Origin of the sequence: Klebsiella sp. V115_8, from assembly GCF_029967715.1 — a bacterium.
In the GTDB taxonomy this organism is placed as follows: Bacteria; Pseudomonadota; Gammaproteobacteria; order Enterobacterales; family Enterobacteriaceae; genus Klebsiella; species Klebsiella quasipneumoniae.
Genome location: NZ_JASCAR010000037.1, coordinates 1 through 17,815 on the forward strand (window position 1 = coordinate 1; position 17,815 = coordinate 17,815).

General features: G+C 60.3%; 15 protein-coding genes and 2 pseudogenes. 4 read left to right on the top strand and 13 right to left on the bottom strand.

Features of this window, described 5'->3' with window-relative positions; all coding sequences use genetic code 11:
* Positions 1-154: 154 nt before the first annotated feature.
* From nhoA to QLG03_RS16910, 4 genes are all read right to left on the bottom strand, one after another.
* Entirely contained in the window at positions 155-1,000 is an 846-nt protein-coding gene (gene nhoA, locus QLG03_RS16895) for an N-hydroxyarylamine O-acetyltransferase (RefSeq protein ID WP_017900510.1), read from the bottom strand.
* Between the two features lie 76 nt (positions 1,001-1,076).
* The gene (locus tag QLG03_RS16900; protein WP_232711858.1) at positions 1,077-2,732 is read right to left on the bottom strand and encodes an iron ABC transporter permease; all 1,656 of its coding nucleotides are present in this window, start codon (positions 2,730-2,732) and stop codon (positions 1,077-1,079) included.
* 55 nt (positions 2,733-2,787) lie between these two features.
* Positions 2,788-3,756 carry an ABC transporter substrate-binding protein gene (locus QLG03_RS16905; RefSeq protein ID WP_255987675.1) on the bottom strand — a complete coding sequence of 323 codons (969 nt, stop codon included), beginning with the start codon at positions 3,754-3,756 and terminating at the stop codon, positions 2,788-2,790.
* Entirely contained in the window at positions 3,753-4,454 is a 702-nt protein-coding gene (locus QLG03_RS16910; RefSeq protein WP_048297611.1) for an ABC transporter ATP-binding protein, read from the bottom strand. The genes QLG03_RS16905 and QLG03_RS16910 overlap by 4 nt, the downstream gene beginning before the upstream one ends.
* 214 nt (positions 4,455-4,668) lie before the next feature.
* Here QLG03_RS16910 and QLG03_RS16915 point away from each other — a divergent pair, with 214 nt between their 5' ends.
* Positions 4,669-5,250, top strand: coding sequence for a flavin reductase family protein (locus QLG03_RS16915; RefSeq protein WP_048297612.1), 582 nt, complete (start codon positions 4,669-4,671; stop codon positions 5,248-5,250).
* Between the two features lie 145 nt (positions 5,251-5,395).
* On the opposite strand, the gene QLG03_RS16920 is transcribed toward QLG03_RS16915, so the two are convergent.
* Positions 5,396-6,220: a helix-turn-helix domain-containing protein gene (locus tag QLG03_RS16920; RefSeq protein WP_044523479.1), complete on the bottom strand. Its 825-nt coding sequence runs from the start codon at positions 6,218-6,220 to the stop codon at positions 5,396-5,398.
* A 203-nt stretch (positions 6,221-6,423) separates the two neighbouring features.
* On the opposite strand from QLG03_RS16920, the gene QLG03_RS16925 reads away from it, so the two are divergent.
* From QLG03_RS16925 to QLG03_RS16935, 3 genes are read left to right on the top strand one after another with little or no spacing between them, the layout of a single operon-like run.
* The gene (locus tag QLG03_RS16925) at positions 6,424-7,995 is read left to right on the top strand and encodes a sugar hydrolase (protein ID WP_255987678.1); all 1,572 of its coding nucleotides are present in this window, start codon (positions 6,424-6,426) and stop codon (positions 7,993-7,995) included.
* A 26-nt stretch (positions 7,996-8,021) separates the two neighbouring features.
* A complete protein-coding gene (locus QLG03_RS16930) occupies positions 8,022-9,404 on the top strand; it encodes a glycoside-pentoside-hexuronide (GPH):cation symporter (RefSeq protein ID WP_044523481.1) in 1,383 nt (460 codons plus the stop codon).
* A 43-nt stretch (positions 9,405-9,447) separates the two neighbouring features.
* Positions 9,448-11,052, top strand: coding sequence for a carbohydrate porin (locus tag QLG03_RS16935; protein WP_255987681.1), 1,605 nt, complete (start codon positions 9,448-9,450; stop codon positions 11,050-11,052).
* Positions 11,053-11,112: 60 nt separating this feature from the next.
* Here the strand turns inward: QLG03_RS16935 and QLG03_RS16940 are convergent.
* From QLG03_RS16940 to QLG03_RS16975, 8 genes and pseudogenes are all read right to left on the bottom strand, one after another.
* Positions 11,113-11,289 (bottom strand): annotated as a pseudogene (locus tag QLG03_RS16940) (transcriptional regulator); the annotation flags it as partial.
* A 144-nt stretch (positions 11,290-11,433) separates the two neighbouring features.
* Positions 11,434-11,661: a tautomerase PptA gene (pptA, locus tag QLG03_RS16945; RefSeq protein WP_004891592.1), complete on the bottom strand. Its 228-nt coding sequence runs from the start codon at positions 11,659-11,661 to the stop codon at positions 11,434-11,436.
* Positions 11,662-11,731: 70 nt separating this feature from the next.
* Positions 11,732-12,349, bottom strand: coding sequence for a glutathione S-transferase family protein (locus QLG03_RS16950; protein WP_087776974.1), 618 nt, complete (start codon positions 12,347-12,349; stop codon positions 11,732-11,734).
* A gap of 77 nt (positions 12,350-12,426) precedes the next feature.
* Positions 12,427-13,278 carry a transporter substrate-binding domain-containing protein gene (locus QLG03_RS16955; RefSeq protein ID WP_167878180.1) on the bottom strand — a complete coding sequence of 284 codons (852 nt, stop codon included), beginning with the start codon at positions 13,276-13,278 and terminating at the stop codon, positions 12,427-12,429.
* Between the two features lie 38 nt (positions 13,279-13,316).
* Positions 13,317-14,096, bottom strand: coding sequence for an amino acid ABC transporter ATP-binding protein (locus QLG03_RS16960; RefSeq protein WP_032453069.1), 780 nt, complete (start codon positions 14,094-14,096; stop codon positions 13,317-13,319).
* Complete coding sequence (locus QLG03_RS16965) at positions 14,080-15,006, bottom strand: amino acid ABC transporter permease (protein ID WP_087827038.1); 927 nt, start codon at positions 15,004-15,006, stop codon at positions 14,080-14,082. Before QLG03_RS16965 ends, QLG03_RS16960 begins: the two co-directional genes overlap by 17 nt.
* A 9-nt stretch (positions 15,007-15,015) precedes the next feature.
* Entirely contained in the window at positions 15,016-15,525 is a 510-nt protein-coding gene (locus QLG03_RS16970) for a GNAT family N-acetyltransferase (RefSeq protein WP_004202731.1), read from the bottom strand.
* Between the two features lie 11 nt (positions 15,526-15,536).
* Positions 15,537-17,800 (bottom strand): annotated as a pseudogene (locus QLG03_RS16975) (NtaA/DmoA family FMN-dependent monooxygenase).
* Positions 17,801-17,815: the final 15 nt, after the last annotated feature.

Below are 17,815 nucleotides of genomic sequence, written 5' to 3' on the forward strand. Positions count from 1 at the left end.
CCCGCGCAAGCGCAGCGCCGCCGGGCAAGATATCAGGCACGGTACCTGTAATTTCGCCGGGTGGCGGCTGTCGCCTTGCCCGGCCTACAGGGCCCTCTCACAGGCTCCCCCCCGTAGGCCCGCGCAAGCGCAGCGCCGCCGGGCATGAGGAGATTTACTTCCCGGCTTCCGGATGGGTATCGAATGCCGCCATTACCGCCGCCAGCGCCGCTTCACTAAAGCCATGTTTAGGATCGTCCACGCCCAACCCGAAGCGGGTTTGCAGCCCTTCGTACAGCGCGGAGACATCGGCAAAATCGACCTTCTCCACCACGTGGTTATTCTCCCAGTGGGTAAAGTGGAAATTGGTGAGGGTCATTTTGCCGCCGTCAGGCAGATGACGGCACATCAGCAGGTGGTGACGGAAGTGGGACTGCGGCCAGTGCGCCGACCAGAAGTTACCCATCACATAATCAGACGCATACTGGCGGCCTAAATCGAAATGGTACATCGACTGCCAGTGTTCGTGATGGTTGAACTGCAGCGTCCACTCATCCCCTTCATGCACCAGACGATAGCTGCCGTGCGGCGTCTGCTGCGGGATATCGGCCAGCAGCTTGATCGGCGCGGTCAGCGTCTGGCCGCCGAAGCCAACGTCGGCTACCCAGCGCTCGCCCGCCACTTCCACCAGCAATAAACGGTGAGTGCGCGGCGGCATCTGCGGCGGATTGGCCAGCACCACCCGGCCAAGCAGGCTGCGAACGTTAAAGCCTATTTCGCGCAGCGCGCGCTCCAGCAGGCCATTTTGTTCAAAACAATACCCTCCGCGGCGGCCGGCGATCAGCTTCTCTTCCAGCGCCAGGTCGTCAAGATGGATCTCGCGCGGCAGCAGGACGTCGAGGTTTTCAAAGGGGATGGCGCTGTTATGCTGCAGATGCAGTTGGCGCAAGGTATCAATAGAAACATCAGGCTCGCCCGTCCAGCCCAGACGGGAAAAATAGGCGCGTAAAAAGGGACTCATCAGGGTCTCCAGCTGTAGGTGTCCGACATTTATAGCCTATTTTTCCGCGCCGACCCTCTTTTTTGTGCGCTTGCCGTTAACCGCGCGTACTGCGCTGCATCAGCGCCAGCGCCGTCAGCATCAGGACCAGACCGGTCAACAGCGTCAGGCTGGCCATCGCCATGCCCTGACCAACGGATCCCTGTTCAAACTGGCGCCAGATAAACACCGCCACGGTCTGCGTGCCGGCGGGCGACAGCAGCAGCGAGGTCACCAGCTCCCGGGACGCCACCGCGAACACCATCAGCATCGCCGCCAGCAGCGCCGGAAAGACCAGCGGCAGGACAATCAACCGCAGCGCCCGCAGCGGCGACGCGCCGTGCACCCGGGCGGCGGGCTCAAGGTTCGGGCCCAGCTGGCGCAGCGCGCTGCCGACATAGCGCACCGGCCAGGGCAGCAGCAGGCAGCAATAGGAGAGCAGCAGCATCCACAGCGTGTTGTAGGGCGAACGCGGCCAGAAGGGCTGATTCCACAGCAGGATCAATCCCACCCCCACCACCACGCCGGGCAGCGCCGCCGGCATTAGCGACAGCGCATCCACCACCCCGCGCCCTTTGATCTTCTGCACCATTACCAGCCAGGCGGCCAGCAGCCCCAGCGCGCCGACGATCAGCGCCGAACCTAACGCCAGCGACAGGCTGACGCCGAGGGCCGACAGGGCATCGCCCTGCTGGTCGAACAGCGCCGCGAAGTGACGCAGCGTGACATTCTCCAGGCTCACCCCGCCCGAGAGGGTGCCCATCAGGCTGGTGAGCATCATCGAGACGGCGGGGACCCCGACCGCCAGGCCGCCGACGGCCGCCATCACCAGCAGCGCGGGCAGCGTCATCCAGCCCAGCGACGCTCCGCGGTTTTCTCCCGGTTTACCGGTGACGCTGGTGACCTCCTTCTCACCCACCAGCCGCGTTTGCAGCCACCAGGCGAACAACGCCACCGCCATCAGCAGCAGCGACAGCAGCGCAGCGCCGGTGAGATCCACCGGCCAGTCAGCCAGCTTTTTCTCAATGCCCACCGTCAGCATCACTACTCCCGCCCGACTGCCCAGCGCCGCCGGGACGCCAAACTCCTCGATGGCGAGAGTAAACGCCAGCAGCATCCCCGACGCCAGCGCCGGGGAGAGCATCGGCAGCGTCACGTGCCAGAAGGCGCGCCAGGCGCTGGCGCCATGGACCCGGGCGACCATCGCCAGCCGTTGCCCGCTCGCCAGCAGGCTGCGGGAGACGGCAAAGTAAACCACCGGAAAAATGTTAAAGGTCATCACCAGCACGATCCCGCTGCGGCTGAACAGCAGATCGTTTAGCTGCCAGCCGGTCAGTTGCTGCAGATAGCCCTGGCTTTGCAGAGCCAGCATCCACGAGAGCGCCGAGATATAGGGCGGCGTCAGAAAGGGGATCAAAAACAGCAGGTCCCACAGCCGGGGTAACGGCAACGAAAACATACCGCGCAGAATACCGAGCGGCAGGCCGATCATCACGCTGGCCAGCGCCACGCCGCCGGCAATCCACAGCGTACCGCCGAGCATCGACGGCAGCTGGGGGTCGGCCAGCAGCGGCCAGACGCCGCCAAAGGCGTCATGGAGCGAACCGGCGCTAAAATGGGGGAAAATCGCCTGCAGCAGAATAAACAACAGCGGTAACGCGACCAGCAGCGTCAGGGCGGCAAGCGTCACGCCGGAAAGGAATTTTTGTTTCACAGCGGTTCCTGAAACGAAGCGTTCTCCGGCGGCCAGCGCCGGAGAACCGTGTCAATTAGTGGGCATACAGCTGACTGAAGCGGCTGAGGACGGCGCTACGCTCGCTACTCCCCTCGCCGCTGGTGGGCAAGACCTTCAGCGCGTCCAGCAGCGGGCGTTTGGCGGCCTCATCGCGGCGAGCGGGCATCAGCCAGGCGTCGGCGACCCGCGCCTGACCTTCCGGCGACAGCACGTAATCGATAAAGGCTTTGGCCTCGTCGGCATGCTGGCTGGTTTTGAGGATCATCATCGGGCGCGGGGCGATCACCGTCCCGCTGGCCGGGAAAATCACCTTCAGCGACTCGCCCTGCTGAATATTGCCGTAGGAGACATAATCCACCGCGCCGAACACCGCCGCTTTCGCCCCCTGCATCACCGGCGTCACCGCCTGGGCGTTGGGGCCGCTGACCACCATGCCGTTCTTTTTCAGATCGTCAAACAGCTGCCAGGCCTGGTCGCCCATGCTGTTTTGCAGGCCAATCAACAGATCCAGCGACGCGCCGGAGAGCGACGGGTCGGGCGTGGTCACCTTGTCTTTAAACGCCGGCTGGGTGAGGTCGCGCCACTCTTTCGGCTCCGGAGTGCCGCTTTTGCTGTTCCAGACGATGCCAAGCGCCGAGACTCCCTGGGCGATATAGTCCGCCGATTTCAGATTAGCCGGTACCTTGTCGGCGTTAGCACTGTGAAAAGGCAGCAACCAGCCCCGGTTGTGCAGATCCTCCGCGGTATCCCATGAAGCGGAGATCAGCACATCCGCCTGCGGGTTGGCCTGCTCGGCCTCCAGACGGGCCATCACTTTGCCGGTGGTGGCCTGGAAAACGGTCACCTTCACCCCGGTCTGTTGTTCAAAACCACTGGCCAGGTTTTTCGCCAGCGAGCCGGGGCCGGCGGTGTAAACGGTCAGCGCATGGGCGCTGGAGAGCATCATGGCGGAGAGAGCCATCGCGAGTACCACTCCTTTCTTAACGGTCATAACGGTGTTCATGCAACTTCCCCTGAGGTTGGCGTAACGGCGCGGACAGCGGCCACGCGGCCCGCGGATAAATGGACGATCCGGTCGGCTAACAGGTCGGCTTCACGGCGGTCGTGGGTGACATACACGGCGGTGGTGCCGAGCTGTCGCAGCAGACGGCTCATTTCGCCACACAGCGATTCGCGCAGTTCGCTGTCCAGGTTGGAGAGCGGCTCATCAAACAGCAGCACCCGCGGCGCGGCGACGATCGCCCGCGCCAGCGCCACCCGCTGCTGCTGGCCGCCGGAAAGGCCTGAAGGTTTACGTTCCGCAAAGCCGTCGAGGCCCACCCGCGCCAGCGCCTCGCTCACCCGTCGATCGCGTTCGGCGCGGGCAACGCCGCGCATGCGCAGCGGAAAGGCGACGTTCTGCGCCACGCTCATATGCGGCCAGAGGGCGTAATCCTGGAAAACCATGCCGATATCGCGCTGTTCCGGGGGCAATCCCCATCCTGCGCGGGCGACCAGCCGATCGCCAAAGCGGATTTCACCGCTGGCCGGCACGCTCAGCCCGGCCAGCAGGCGCAGCAAGGTGCTTTTGCCGCAGCCGGACGGGCCCAGCAGCGCCACAATGCTGCCGGGTTCGATATGCAGCGAGAAGCCATCGAGAATGGGGGTCTCTGCGAAGGCGAATGAGACCGCCTGCAGAGTGATAGGGGTCAGCGCGCGCATTGTCGCCCTCCCTTGCGGGAAAGCAACCCCTGCCCGGCGGTCGACATCCGACGGGGCGCGCTCACCTGGGATAACATCAGGGGAGCCAACATATTGTGATCCTCTTTGGGACTTTGTGCTGGCGACTATAGTCAGACGAGATGACGTATTGATTACATTTTCATTGCGGCTTAACGTGTTACCTGCCAACCGACCCATTACTCAAGGAACGCCTATGAGCCGCTTTCGCCACGTGGAACTGCAGTATGCCAGCCGCCTGCTCAACCACGGCCCGACCATTTTGATCACCAGCTACGACGCTGCCTCCGACCGGCGCAACGTCATGGCCGCCGCCTGGTCGATGCCGGTGGAATTCGCCCCGCCGCGGGTGGCTATCGTGGTGGATAAAAGCACCTGGACGCGGGAAATCATCGAGCGCAACGGCACCTTCGGCATCGTGGTTCCCGGCGTGGCCGCCGCCAGCTGGACCTACGCGGTCGGCAGCGTCAGCGGCCGCGATGAAGACAAATTCAATGCTTACGGAATTCCAGTGGTGAGCGGCCCGGAACTGGGACTGCCGCTGATCGAGGAGAAGTGTCTGGCATGGATGGAGTGCCGCCTGCTGCCGGCGACGGCGGCCCAGGAGCAGTACGATACGCTGTTTGGCGAAGTGGTTTCCGCCGCCGCCGATGAGCGCGCGTTTGTCACCGGACGCTGGCAGTTCGATGACGATAAGATCAATACCCTGCATCATCTGGGAACCGGCAATTTTGTCGCCAGCGGCCGCCACGTGCGGGCCAATACTCCGGAAGAGTAGCTCTCCTCGCCTCCGGGGCAATCCTTCACCACCCTGCGCGTCTCTCCCGGGGGCGGCGCGCAGCGCCTTGCCCGGTCTACCGGATCGCAGACCGCTGAGGACGCGTAGCCCGGACAGATGCGCAGCATCGCCTCCGGGGAGAGAACTAGCGCTGCAAACGCCGCCGGTCTTCGCTGGGCGTCAGGCCAAAAACCTTTTTATATAAAGTGGTAAAGTGATTACTGTTGGCAAAGCCGCATAGATAGGCCACTTCGGTAATCGTCATATCGGTCTCGCGTAATTTTACGCGCGCCGAAACTAATCGCAGACGCTTTAAATAATTATCCGGCGTCAATCCCGTCGCCTCTTTAATATGGCGAAAAGCGGTACGCGTAGTGAGATGGAATTTCTCCGCCAGTTGCTGCCAGTTATGCTCTTCAAAGCAGTGCTCCTGTAACCAGGTCAGCAATTTATGCAGCTTATATTTGGTGGTGCTATATTCGGCTTCGGTTTCGGCATGCAGAATCGTCGTCACCAGCTGGAAAAACGCGGCTTCGCGCAGAGCAATATTTTGCTCCTGCCGCAGCTCGGCAGAAAATATCTTATCCACCAGTTCCTTGCAGATATGGCGGGTGTCCGGCGCCAGCCAACCGTAGCAGGACGCATTCTGCGCAGAGAAAGTCTGTAATAAGGTATCGAGAGGCTGTAAATAATGAAAGCCTACCAACGGATTAATCAGCACATTAATTAACTTAAGCGTTCCCAGCTCATCATAATAATGAACGTCGCCAGGCTGAACGTAAAAAACGTCGCCCTGTTGAATATATAGTGGCCTGCCATTAATAACGTGTAAACCGTGCCCTTCCTCAACGATCACCAGCTCAGCAAATTCATGACTATGTTCATGGCTATTATCTTCCGGATCGCTGGCATACATGCCCAGCTTATCCTGCGGATGGGTGAAATAATACTCAACGGTCAACATCATCATCTGTAAAGTCCAAAACGGCTTACGGCGCAGAGGCAAGATAATGCATTTTCCCGACCGCCACGAGCAAGATGTTTGGAATTGTGATCGGCAACTCGCCCATCTCATTATCAGTGCCAATCTGGCAAATGCATTGGCATTGCCAGAGTGGTTGCCCCCGTGGCCGGCATCTTATGCTGCGGACAAATAAATACAGAGGACGCAGTATGTCACAGGCAATTCAGCATAATTCTCAGGTCTCGATGACCCGCCACCCGGATTTTCTACGCACCGCCGAGACGCTCCGGCCCGCGCTACGCCGGCAGGCGTACCCGCCGATCGCCGTGGTGGAAGCCCACGCCGACGCCACGGCGCTGTTTGGCTGGCGCGCTGAGCCGGTAAGTTCCCTGGCCGCGTTTTATCAGCGCGAGCTGAGCAGCGGCGATAGCGTCATTATTGATTTTGGCAGCCACTTTGTTGGCTACCTGCATTTTCTCTGTCAGAGCGTCGGGAGCCCGCCGGACGCTCCGGCCCATCTGCAGTTCACCTTCGGCGAAACGCTGAGCGAAGTATGTGAGCCGTTCAGCGATTACCAGGGCTGGCTAAGCAGCAGCTGGCTGCAGCAGCAGGATCTGTGGCTTGATGTCCTGCCCGCCGACGTTGATCTGCCGCGCCGCTACTGCTTCCGCTATCTGAAGGTGGAGGTCAAAGCCGTGTCGCGCAAGTTTCGTCTGCAGTTCAACCAGATTCAGGTGAATGCCGTTACCTCCGCCAGCGGCGCATGCCCGGCAGCGACAATCGCCGACCCGCAGCTCAAGGCCATCGACAGCGTTGCCGTTCTGACTCTGCAAAACTGCATGCAGGAGGTGTTTGAGGATGGCCCCAAACGCGACCGCCGCCTGTGGCTCGGCGATTTACGTTTGCAGGCTCTGGTGAACGATGTGACCTTCGCCCATCACGATTTAGTACGCCGCTGCCTGTACCTTTTCGCCGGGCATACTCGTGAGGACGGTATGGTATCGGCCAACGTGTTCGTGCAGCCGGATGTCATTGCTGACGATACCTTTCTTTTTGATTATTCTCTGTTTTTTGTTGACGTTCTCTACAACTATCTGCAAAGCGCGGAGGATATAGCTACGGCCCGCGAGCTGTGGCCCACGGCCCGTCGTCAGATTGAACTGGCGCTGAAACGCTGCGACGCCTCCGGGGTTGTGCGCGATAGCGACGACTGGTGGGTGTTTATCGACTGGCAGGCATCGCTGAATAAACAGGCCTCAGCGCAGGGCGTGCTGATTTACTGCCTGCAGCGCGCCGTCTGGCTGGCGGAGCGTTTCGAACCTGAGCTGGCCGTCCGCTATCGCCAGCGTTTACAGCAGCTTAAAGCTGCGGCCCTCGATGTCTTATGGGACGAGCAGCAAGGCTTCTACATCAGCGGCGAGCAGCGGCAGGTCTCATGGGCATCGCAAATCTGGCTGGTACTGGCGGAAGTCGGTACTCCTCAGCAGCGCCGGGAGATCATGCATAATCTGGAGCAAAATCCCCCCGCGATCGCCATGAACACGCCATACCTGCGTCACCACTATATTGCCGCCCTTCTGCAGTGCGGGCTGCGCGACGACGCTATTGCGCAGATCAAAGCCTACTGGGGAGCAATGGTCGACTACGGTGCCGATACCTTCTGGGAAATCTTCGACCCGGCGCATCCTGATTTTTCCCCTTATGGCAGCAAGCTGATAAACAGTTATTGCCATGCGTGGAGCTGCACCCCGGCCTGGTTTATTCGCCAGTACGGACTTTAACAACAACGATAAGCGAGTGTACTTTTATGGCAGAAACAACCTTTACCCTTTGGCGGCAGCGCCTTGGCTATGGCATCGCCGACCTCTCCTGCAACCTTGTGTGGCAGATGATCTCTCTTTATCTGATGTTCTTTTACACCGACGTGATGGGCCTGCCCGCTTATTACGTAGGCCTGATGTTCCTCGTGACGCGCCTGGTGGACGGCGTTGCCGACGTGCTAATGGGGCTGGTTATCGACAATACCGCCACCCGCTGGGGGCGCTGCCGTCCGTATCTGCTGATTGGCGCGATCCCCTTCGGACTGCTGTGTATTCTGGCCTTCTACGTGCCTGATTTCGGCACCACCGGTAAGCTGATCTACGCTTTTGTCACCTATCTGTGCCTGTCGTTTCTCTATACCCTCGTTAATATTCCATTCTGCGCCATGCTGCCGTTTCTGACGAACGACTCGCGGGAGCGCACGACGCTGTCGGCGGTACGTATTCTGCTCGGCTCGCTCGGCGCGACTATTGTCGCGGTCGCCACGCTGCCGCTGGTTGGCGCGCTGGGGAAAGGCAATCAGGAGCACGGCTTCTTCTATACTGCGGTGGTTTTCGGCGTTATTGCCACCTTTTTTCTGCTGGTGAGCTTCCGGAACGTTAAGGAAAATATCAGCATTACTCAGGAGCGCATGACCTTAAAACGCGCCTGGGTCAGCCTGCGCGCCAACCAACCATGGTTCGTCTTCGCCATCAATATTTTCCTGATGTGGGGCGCGTTTTTCTTCCAGACCGGGGCGCTGGTCTACTTCTTTCATTATTACGTCGGTAATAACGATCTCACGGCGATCGTCGCCGGGATCTCCACCTTCGTTCCTCTGCTGGGTACCCTCACCGTTCCGCTGCTCGCCAGCCGGATGAAAAAGCGCCACGTCTATCTGGTCGCCAGCGCGATCAACCTGGTCGGCATGGTCATGATGATGGCGGCAGGCGTTAACAGCTGGGGTCTGGTTGCCGGAGCGGTCGTACTCTCGCTTGGCGCCGGACAGCGCACGGCAATTTACTTCTCTATGCAAGCCGATCCGGTGGATTACGGAGTATGGAAAACCGGCATCAATACCGCCGGCATTTTAACCTCCATCAACGGCTTTCTTGGCAAGGTGGCGATGGCGGGCGCGGGAGCCATTACCGGGGTCCTGCTCTCATCCGGCGGTTATATCGCTAATCAGACGCAAAGCGACGGCGCGATGCTGGCGATAAAAGCCTGCTACCTCTATATCCCGGCGCTGCTGATTGTCGCCTCAATGCTGTGGATGGGTCGCTTCTACCGACTCGACGACCAGTACGAGCAGATCCGCGCCGACCTTGACGCTGGACGCCGTGCGCCGTCGAACCCATCGCCCGTTGCTGGAGAAAACCACGCCCTGTAAGGCGCAGCACCCCCTAATACCTCTGAAAAAAATAAGGATTGATATGCGTATCTCTTTGATTAGCGCAGCGGTTTGCTGCGCCCTTTTTTCGGCTTACGACGCGAGTGCGGCCCCGCTCACCGTCGAACAACGGCTGGCGCAGCTGGAGGCCCGGCTTAATCATGCGGAGCAGGAGGCCGGAGAGGCCAAACGTCGGGCGCAGCAGGCGGAGCTGCGCACCAGCGCCGCGGAACAACGCGCGGCGGCAGCGGAAAAGCAGGTGCAGACCCTCAGTCAGCGCACCGCAGCGACCGAGCAAAAGCAGCAGGCTGCCGACAAACAGCTGGCGAAAAGCAGCCTCAGCGATGGCTTCGAGTTCAACGCCTACGCGCGCTCCGGGATGCTGGTTGACAGTCATGGTAAAGGCGCGCGCGGCGGGCCGGGAATCTCCCCGGCCAGTTCGCTCAACGGCGATGCCCACGTTGGCCGTCTCGGCAACGAGAAAGATAACTACGTAGAGCTCAGCTTCGGCAAAAAAATGACCTTCAGCGACGGGTCATGGGCGCACTTTAAAACCATGCTTGCCGACGGGGCAACCAACCCGGATCCATGGGTACAGGATAACGACAGCCACCACCTGAACGTGCGTCAGCTGTACGTCGAGATGGGCAATTTCGCCGATTTTTCCGGGCCGTTCAGGAGCGCGTCCATCTGGGCGGGCAAGCGTTTCGACCGCGATAATTTCGATATCCACTTTACCGATAGCGATATTATGTTCCTCGGCGGTACCGGCGGCGGGATCAATGACGTGAAGTGGGGGGATACGCTGCGCGGCGATTACTCGGTCTATGCGCGTAACTTCGGCGATCTGGGTAGCGATAACTACCAGGATAACGATATACAGAACCTGATGTTCACCGCCAACCACTTCTGGAACAACTGGCAGCTGATGACCACGGCGATGACCGCCCAGGGCAATGATGATCTGAAAGATAATACCTCGACCACCGGCAGTTACGCTCTGCGCAGCGATAATACGGCGAAAAACGGCTACTACGCGATGCTGGCATATCACGACAAACAGCAATTCTATGGCCTCGCGCCGGGCGTATCTGAGAGCGCCCTGCAGTATGGCGGCGGGCTGGGCGCCGAGGCGCGCCAGCCCGGTAGCGATGGCGATCTTACCGAGAACGCTAAGTCCCTGCGTTTTGCGTCCTACGGCATTTTGCCGTTGGGGAAAAACTGGCAGCTTGCACCATCGGTTATCGCCCAGCATAGCGAAGATCGCTACCGCGATGGCGACCGCTACGATTGGGCAACCTTTAACCTGCGGGTTTCCCAAGAGATCACCCGCAACTTCGCCCTGCTATACGAGGCGTCCTGGCAATATATGGACCTGAATCCCAACGGCCGAACCTATCGCTATAATGACAACGTGTATCAATACCAGGCGGTGAGCGGCGATTTTTACAAGCTGACCTTCGCCCCGACGTTCAAAGTTGGCGATGTGTTTGATATCAAAGCGAGGCCGGAGATCCGTTTCTTTGTCACGTGGATGAACTGGGATAAAGACCTGGATCGCTATGCGATCAACGATGATTTCGGCAGTAAAGGCTTTACCGCCGGAGGAAACTGGAACTTTGGCGTGCAGACAGAGATTTGGTTTTAATAAAGTAGCCCGTCCGGGGCAAACGCCTGGACGGGTTGATTTAAATACACGTTGTTACTTAACGCCAACGGCCGCTGCAAAGTCCTGCTGTTTTAAACCTGTGGCTTCACGTATCGCTTTCACGTCAATTTCGCTGAAGGTATGAACGTGCTGCTCCTTCGGCATTTGTTGACCTTTCTCGATCCTGACCATTTCTTCTGCACTCGCCAGCAGATCGGCAAACAATTCGTCTTTCATATACACCTCAGTTGGCTCTCTGGCGCTTAGGATAGATGAACATGATGTTTCTCTCAGTGCGTAGCCGGAGAAGCCCCTGCCGGAGGCGGCGCAAAGCACCTTGTCCGTTGGACAGATGCGCAGCATCGCCTCCGGGGCGCCGGGTTACATGCTATAACCCGGCTTCTTAATCAATTGCGCCATCTGCGGGGCGATCTCGCTGTCCCACACCGCCTGCCACGCGTCCGGCTCAACCTGAGTGAGCGCGACGCTGACCGCGCCCTCTTTACTGTTCAGATGGCGGATCAGCACCTCGGTAATGTCGGCGGCCAGCGCGGTTTTTTGTTCGTCAGTCAGTTCACGGGGAAAGCATTTAATATCAACATGCGGCATAGCAAAGACTCCTTGTGGTGAAGGCCATAACGCTACCACAGAATGGCGGTTGCGGTTGACATCGCGTGCGTTAAATCAGCTTGTTACGTCGTAGCGCCGCGGCCAGCTCCGGTCGCTGATAGACCGCCAGGGCGACGGCGGCAAATTTGGGCGTATGGGCGTTAAACCACGCCTGCCTGGGCCCCCAGCTATACATCGCCGCGATATAGCAGTCCAGGAGGGTAACCGACGCGCCCAGCGCCCAGGGCCCGGCGACCAGCTGCTGTTCGAACCAGAGATAGAGGTTGTTCCGGTACTGGCGACAATTTTCCACCAGCTGCTCCGCCGCGGCGGGCGCCCAGCGTTCCGGGTAGTCGGCATAGGTAAAGGTGGGATAGACATTCGCCACCAGCCAGATCAGCAGACGCTGAAACTGCTGACGCTGCGGCGTCCCCGGCGCGGGGGCCAGATCGGGGCGCTGGTCGAGGATCATCAGCGCGATGGCGGCGGTTTCGGTCATGATGCTGCCGTCGGCCAGCGTCAGGGTGGGCACCTGGCACAGCGGGTTAATCTGCCGCAGGCGCTCGCGCGCCGGGCCGGGCTGGTCAAAGCCCTCGACGTCAACCACCTCGTAGGGAATATCGGCCAGGGAGAGCATCAGCTCGCTTATCGTCGAGCCCCATCCCGGCACGCCATATACGGTAATCATGGTCTGCCTCCAGGGTAAAGCCTAAGTGTAGGCAGAAAATTGCCGCTCACCCACCCGGCATACCCTGGCCCTGGCGGTTAGTAGGTGATCCCCGGCGGGTTGACCACCGACTGCGCCACCGCTTCGCCCTGCTCTCCCCAGCGCGCCAGCACCTGTTGATATTCACCGCGGGCGATCGCCCCGTCGAGGGCGGCCTGCAGGGCAAAGACCAGTCCGTTGCCTTTTTTAGTGGTCGTCGCCACCCACGCTTTTTTCGGCCCCAGGCCTACCACCCGGGTCTGGCCGTTAAGGGCCGCTTTATAGGCGGCCACCGACTGCGGACCGAAAAAAATATCCGCCCGCCCGGACTGGATATAGAGGTTGCCGGAGGCATCATCGGTCAGGTAGACCGGCTGGGCCGGCGGCCGCCCGGCGGCCCGGTTGTCCTCATTCCAGCCCAGCAGGATCCGCTCCTGATTGGTGCCGGACCCAACGATCACTTTGCGCCCGGCAAGGTCCGCGGGTCCATGCACCGCGGCGATGTCGCTGGTGGATTTCACCGAGAAGGCCAGAGAGTCCACCCGATAGGTGGCGAAATCGAACTTCTCTTTGCGCTTCTCGGTTACCGCGATATTAATCAGCGCCACGTCATAGCGGCCGGCGGCGGTGCCCAGCGGCCAGTCCTCCCACGCAGTGGGCACCAGCCTGAGCTTCAGGCCAAGGCTCCCGGCCAGCAGGCGGGCTATATCCGGGTCGCTGCCGATCCGCGTGCGGTTGTCGCTGGCCAGCAGCGCCAGCGGTGGCGAATTGAGCGCCGAGATCGCCACCGTCAGCGTTCCCGGCTCCACGAAGCGGTAGCCCGGCGGAATTTTCGCTATCGCCTGCGGGTCGCGGGTGACCGGCAATGGCTGCTCATTGGCGCGCAGATCCAGCGCCGCGTGAGCGTCCAGCGCCAGGGCACTAAATACAAGGGTCGCTATCGCTCTGTTCATGACGGCAGCACCCTGGATAAAAACTGCCGGGTACGCGGATGCTGCGGATGGTTGAGCACCTCGTCGCTGCTGCCCTGCTCGACGATCCTGCCGTCGACCATAAACACCACCTGGTCGGCCACCTCGCGGGCAAAGCCAACCTCGTGGGTGACCACCACCAGCGTGGTGCCAGAGCGCGCCAGCTTCTTGATCACATCCAGCACCTCGCCCACCAGCTCCGGATCCAGCGCCGAGGTGGGCTCATCAAACAGGATCACCCGCGGGTCCAGCGCCAGCGCCCGGGCTATGGCGATACGCTGCTGCTGGCCGCCGGAGAGATGTCGCGACCAGGCGTCGGCTTTATTGCGCAGTCCGACGACGTCCAGCAGCTCCCAGGCACGGGCAATGGCTTCTTTGCGCGTGACCTGCCTGTGGGCGATCGGCGCCTCTATCAGGTTCTCCAGCACCGTCAGGTGTGGAAACAGGTTAAAGTTCTGGAACACGTAGCCGACGTTGATCCGCTGACGGAGGATCTCCTTCTCTTTCATCTCATACAGCTTGTCGCCTTTGCGGCGATAGCCAATATAGTCGCCATCAATCTGAATAAACCCCTCATCGACGCGCTCAAGGTGATTAATGGTGCGCAGAAGCGTGGACTTGCCCGAACCGGAAGGGCCGAGGATCACCGTCACCGTGCCCGGAGGTATCTCCAGCGACACATCGTCCAGCGCCTTGTGGCGGCCATAGTATTTGCTGACCCCGGTGATAGAGATATGGCCATTACGAGAGCTGGGCATGGACGGCCTCCTGGGGCTGTGGTTGACGTGCGGGTTGATTCAGACGGCTGCCGCGGGCGCTGTTCACCGCCGAGCGGCGCTCACTGCGCGCCAGGCCACGTTCCACCAGGTACTGAATGGCGGAGAGGACGCTGGTGATCACCAGATACCAGGCGGCGCCGACCATCAACAGCGGGATCACCTCCTGGGTACGGTTGTAGATCATCTGGATGGTGTAGAACAGCTCCGGCATCGCCAGGACGTACACCATCGCCGTTCCTTTCGCCAGACTGATGATCTCATTGAAGCCGGATGGCAGGATGGTGCGCAGCGCCTGCGGCAGAATAATGCGCAGCGTGCGTCGCCAGGCGGGTAGCCCCAGCGCGGCGGCGGCTTCATACTGCCCGTGGTCAACGCCGAGGAAGCCGCCGCGAATAATCTCCGCGGTATAGGCGCTCTGCACCAGGGTCAGGCCCACCACCGCCGTGGAGAATTGCCCCAGCACGTTTATCGTCTGGTAGCTGGCCCAGGTGACGTCGGTAAACGGGATCCCCAGCGACAGGGTGTCGTAGAGATAGGAGAAGTTGTAGAGAATGATCAGCACGACAATCAGCGGCAGCGAGCGAAACAGCCAGATATAGCCCCAGGCGAGGCTGCTGAGCAGCCATGATGAGGACAAGCGGGCCAGCGCCAGCAGGCCGCCGAAGATCACGCTCAGCACCGTGCCGAGCAGGGTCAGAAGCAGGGTTTGCCCCAGCCCTTCAAGGATCACCGGGTCGAAGAACCAGCGGGCGAAGACGCCCCACTCCCAGCGCGGGTTAAAGGCCACCGACTGGATCACTACCGCCAGCACCAGCAGGGCCACCAGGGCCCCGACTACCCGCAGCGGATAGCGCGCCGGCACCACTTTGATCGTTTCAGATGAATGCATCATGCCTCCTCAGGCGCTGTGGCTGAAGGCGCTCACCGCCAGCGCTTTAGTGAACCGCAGTCGGCCATCGTAGGGCGGCTGACTGTACTCTTCGGGGTCTCGCGCAAGGTCGAACTGCGCCTCATACCCCTGGCTGAGATAGAGCTTGACCGCCTCCGGCTGACGGAAACCGGTGGTCAGGTAGATATGGCTGTACCCGGCCAGCACCGCCCGCCGCTCCAGCTCCTGAACCACTTTCGCCGCCAGCCCCTGCTGGCGCAGACGGCGGTGCGTCCAGATACGTTTGATCTCTGCGGTGTGGCGATCCTTCGGCTTATAAGCGCCGGTGGCGATAATTTCGCCCTCACGCTCAAGGACGATAAACAGCCCCTGCGGCGGCAAATACCACTCGCTCAACTCCACTTCCGCATCGCGGGAAAAATAGTCACCGTAGCGGGCGGCGTATTCGGCAAACAGCCCGCTAATAATCGGCTGCAGCTCCGGTGCGTCCGGAGAAATATCGCGGAATGCTTCGCTCATCGCGCCTCCTGTCAGTCGCCCAGTCCGGGCGGGTTGATCTCCGATTGCGGAATGCTTTCCACTCCCTCTCCCCAGCGGTTAAGCACGTTGGCATAGTCCCCGCTGGCGATAGCGCCGTTCAGCGCCGCCTGGACGGCATTCACCAGCCCGCTGTCTTTTTTCAGCGTCACCGCGATATGCGCCGCTTTCGGCCAGCCGCCGTCAACGCTGCCCACCAGTTTGGTTTTGCCGGTCAGCGCCGCCTTCCACGCGCCAATCACATTGGGGCCGAAAAAGGCATCGGCTCGTCCGGTCTGCAGCGCCAGAGTCTGGGCGGCATCATCCTTGGTGTAGACCGGGGTAAACGGCTTCAGCCCTTTTTTGACGTTCTCCGCGTTCCACGCCAGCAGGATCGCCTCCTGGTTGGTACCGGAGCCGACGATAATCTTCAGCCCGGCGATGTCTTCCGCCTTGTCAATCTTGCTCAGCGGACTGCTGCTTTTGACGTAGAAGCCCAGCGAGTCTTTGCGGTAGGTGGCGAAATCGAACTTCTCTTTCCGCGCTTTGGTGACGGTAATATTGCTGATCGCGGCATCATATTTGCCGGAGGTGACCCCTAGCGGCCAGTCTTCCCAGGAGGTGGGAACCACGTTCACCTCCAGCCCGAGACTCTCCGCCACCAGCCGGGCGATATCCGCCTCGCTGCCGAGCAGGGTTTTGTTGTCATCGGCGAAGACCGTCAGCGGCGGTGAGTTCAGGGCCGCCACCGCGACGGTAAATTTCCCCGGCACCGCCAGATGCAGATCTTTCGGCAACAGGGCAATGGCCTGCGGGTTTTTCGCTGTGTGAATGGGCGTTTTGTTGGCCTCAAGGCTTACCCCGGTGCCATTGATCTTGACGTCCTGTGCCCACGACGAGGCGCTAAATGCCAACGCGACGGCCAGCAAGAGTGTTGTTTTCTGCATAGCGTGATTCTCTTTTCTTATTTTTGGAATTGATTAGCGGGTAGCGCCAGTCCCAGACTTTCCCGCAGGGTGGCGCCCGGATAGTCGCGACGGAACAGGCCGCGCGCCTGTAACAGAGGCACCACCTCATCCACAAAGCGCGGAAAGGTTTCCGGCGTGCCGCCCTGAATAATGAAGCCGTCCGCCGCGCGCTGTTCGAACCACAGTTGCAGCCCGTCGGCGACATCGCTGGCGGTGCCGGTAAAGCGCGGACGCGGGCTCGCTGCCTCCAGGGCCACCTGGCGCAGGGTTAATCCGCGCTCGCGGGCGTGACGTTTAATCTCGTCGGTGGTACTGCGGAAGCTGTTTTGCCCGAGGTCGCCAATATCCGGGAACGGTTCATCAAGCGGATATTGCGAAAAATCATGGTGTTCGAAATACCGCCCCAGATAGTTCAGCGCATCCTCGATGGAGACCAGCGCCGCGGTGGTCTGGTACTGGCGCTCCGCGTCTTCGGCGTCATCGCCGACAATGACGCTGACGCCCTGGAAAATATGCAGCTGATCCGGGGTGCGCTGCCAGGCCGCCAGCTGGCTTTTCACGTCCTGATAAAATGCCTGCGCCTCGGCCAGCGATTCCTGATGGGTAAAAATGGCATCGGCGTGGCGTGCGGCTAATTTTTTGCCGTCGTCCGACGCGCCAGCCTGGAAAATAATCGGTCGTCCCTGCGGCGTGCGGGCAATATTCAGCGGTCCGGCCACTTTAAAGAAATCGCCGTGATGATCGAGCGTATGCAGCTTATTTTTGTCAAAGAACTGACCGGTCGCTTTATTGCGCACAAAGGCATCTTCTTCCCACGAATCCCACAAGCCTTTCACCACCTGCAGATATTCATCGGCAATGCGATAGCGCAGCGCATGATCCGGATGCTGGGCCCGGGAGAAGTTTTTCGCTGATCCTTCCAGCGGCGAAGTGACCACGTTCCAGCCCGCCCGCCCCTGGCTTAAATGGTCGAGGCTGGCGAACTGGCGGGCGGTGGTAAACGGCTCGCTGTACGAAGTGGATAAGGTCCCCACCAGCCCCAGCCGCCGGGTGACCGCGGCCAGCGCGGAAAGCACCGTTAAAGGTTCGAAGCGATTTAAAAAATGGGGAATCGATTTTTCATTAATATATAAACCGTCGGCGACAAAAATAAAATCCAGTTTTCCCGCTTCCGCTTTTAACGCCGTCTCTGTAACAAAATCAAAATTAATACTGGCGTCCGCTTGCGCCGCCGGATGACGCCAGGCGGACATATTTCCCGAAGCGCCATGTAATATCGTCCCCAGACGCAATTGTCGATTTTCAGACATAGCTACCCCTTCCCC

Excerpts from the sequence above, each read along its gene's own strand:
- pptA (WP_004891592.1), bottom strand. The coding sequence starts at position 11,661 with ATGCCGCATGTTGATATTAAATGCTTTCCCCGTGAACTGACTGACGAA.
- QLG03_RS16935 (WP_255987681.1), top strand. The coding sequence starts at position 9,448 with ATGCGTATCTCTTTGATTAGCGCAGCGGTTTGCTGCGCCCTTTTTTCG.
- nhoA (WP_017900510.1), bottom strand. The coding sequence starts at position 1,000 with ATGAGTCCCTTTTTACGCGCCTATTTTTCCCGTCTGGGCTGGACGGGC.
- QLG03_RS16960 (WP_032453069.1), bottom strand. The coding sequence starts at position 14,096 with ATGCCCAGCTCTCGTAATGGCCATATCTCTATCACCGGGGTCAGCAAA.
- QLG03_RS16905 (WP_255987675.1), bottom strand. The coding sequence starts at position 3,756 with ATGAACACCGTTATGACCGTTAAGAAAGGAGTGGTACTCGCGATGGCT.
- QLG03_RS16950 (WP_087776974.1), bottom strand. The coding sequence starts at position 12,349 with ATGATTACCGTATATGGCGTGCCGGGATGGGGCTCGACGATAAGCGAG.
- QLG03_RS16920 (WP_044523479.1), bottom strand. The coding sequence starts at position 6,220 with ATGATGATGTTGACCGTTGAGTATTATTTCACCCATCCGCAGGATAAG.
- QLG03_RS16910 (WP_048297611.1), bottom strand. The coding sequence starts at position 4,454 with ATGCGCGCGCTGACCCCTATCACTCTGCAGGCGGTCTCATTCGCCTTC.
- QLG03_RS16915 (WP_048297612.1), top strand. The coding sequence starts at position 4,669 with ATGAGCCGCTTTCGCCACGTGGAACTGCAGTATGCCAGCCGCCTGCTC.
- QLG03_RS16965 (WP_087827038.1), bottom strand. The coding sequence starts at position 15,006 with ATGCATTCATCTGAAACGATCAAAGTGGTGCCGGCGCGCTATCCGCTG.
- QLG03_RS16925 (WP_255987678.1), top strand. The coding sequence starts at position 6,424 with ATGTCACAGGCAATTCAGCATAATTCTCAGGTCTCGATGACCCGCCAC.
- QLG03_RS16930 (WP_044523481.1), top strand. The coding sequence starts at position 8,022 with ATGGCAGAAACAACCTTTACCCTTTGGCGGCAGCGCCTTGGCTATGGC.
- QLG03_RS16970 (WP_004202731.1), bottom strand. The coding sequence starts at position 15,525 with ATGAGCGAAGCATTCCGCGATATTTCTCCGGACGCACCGGAGCTGCAG.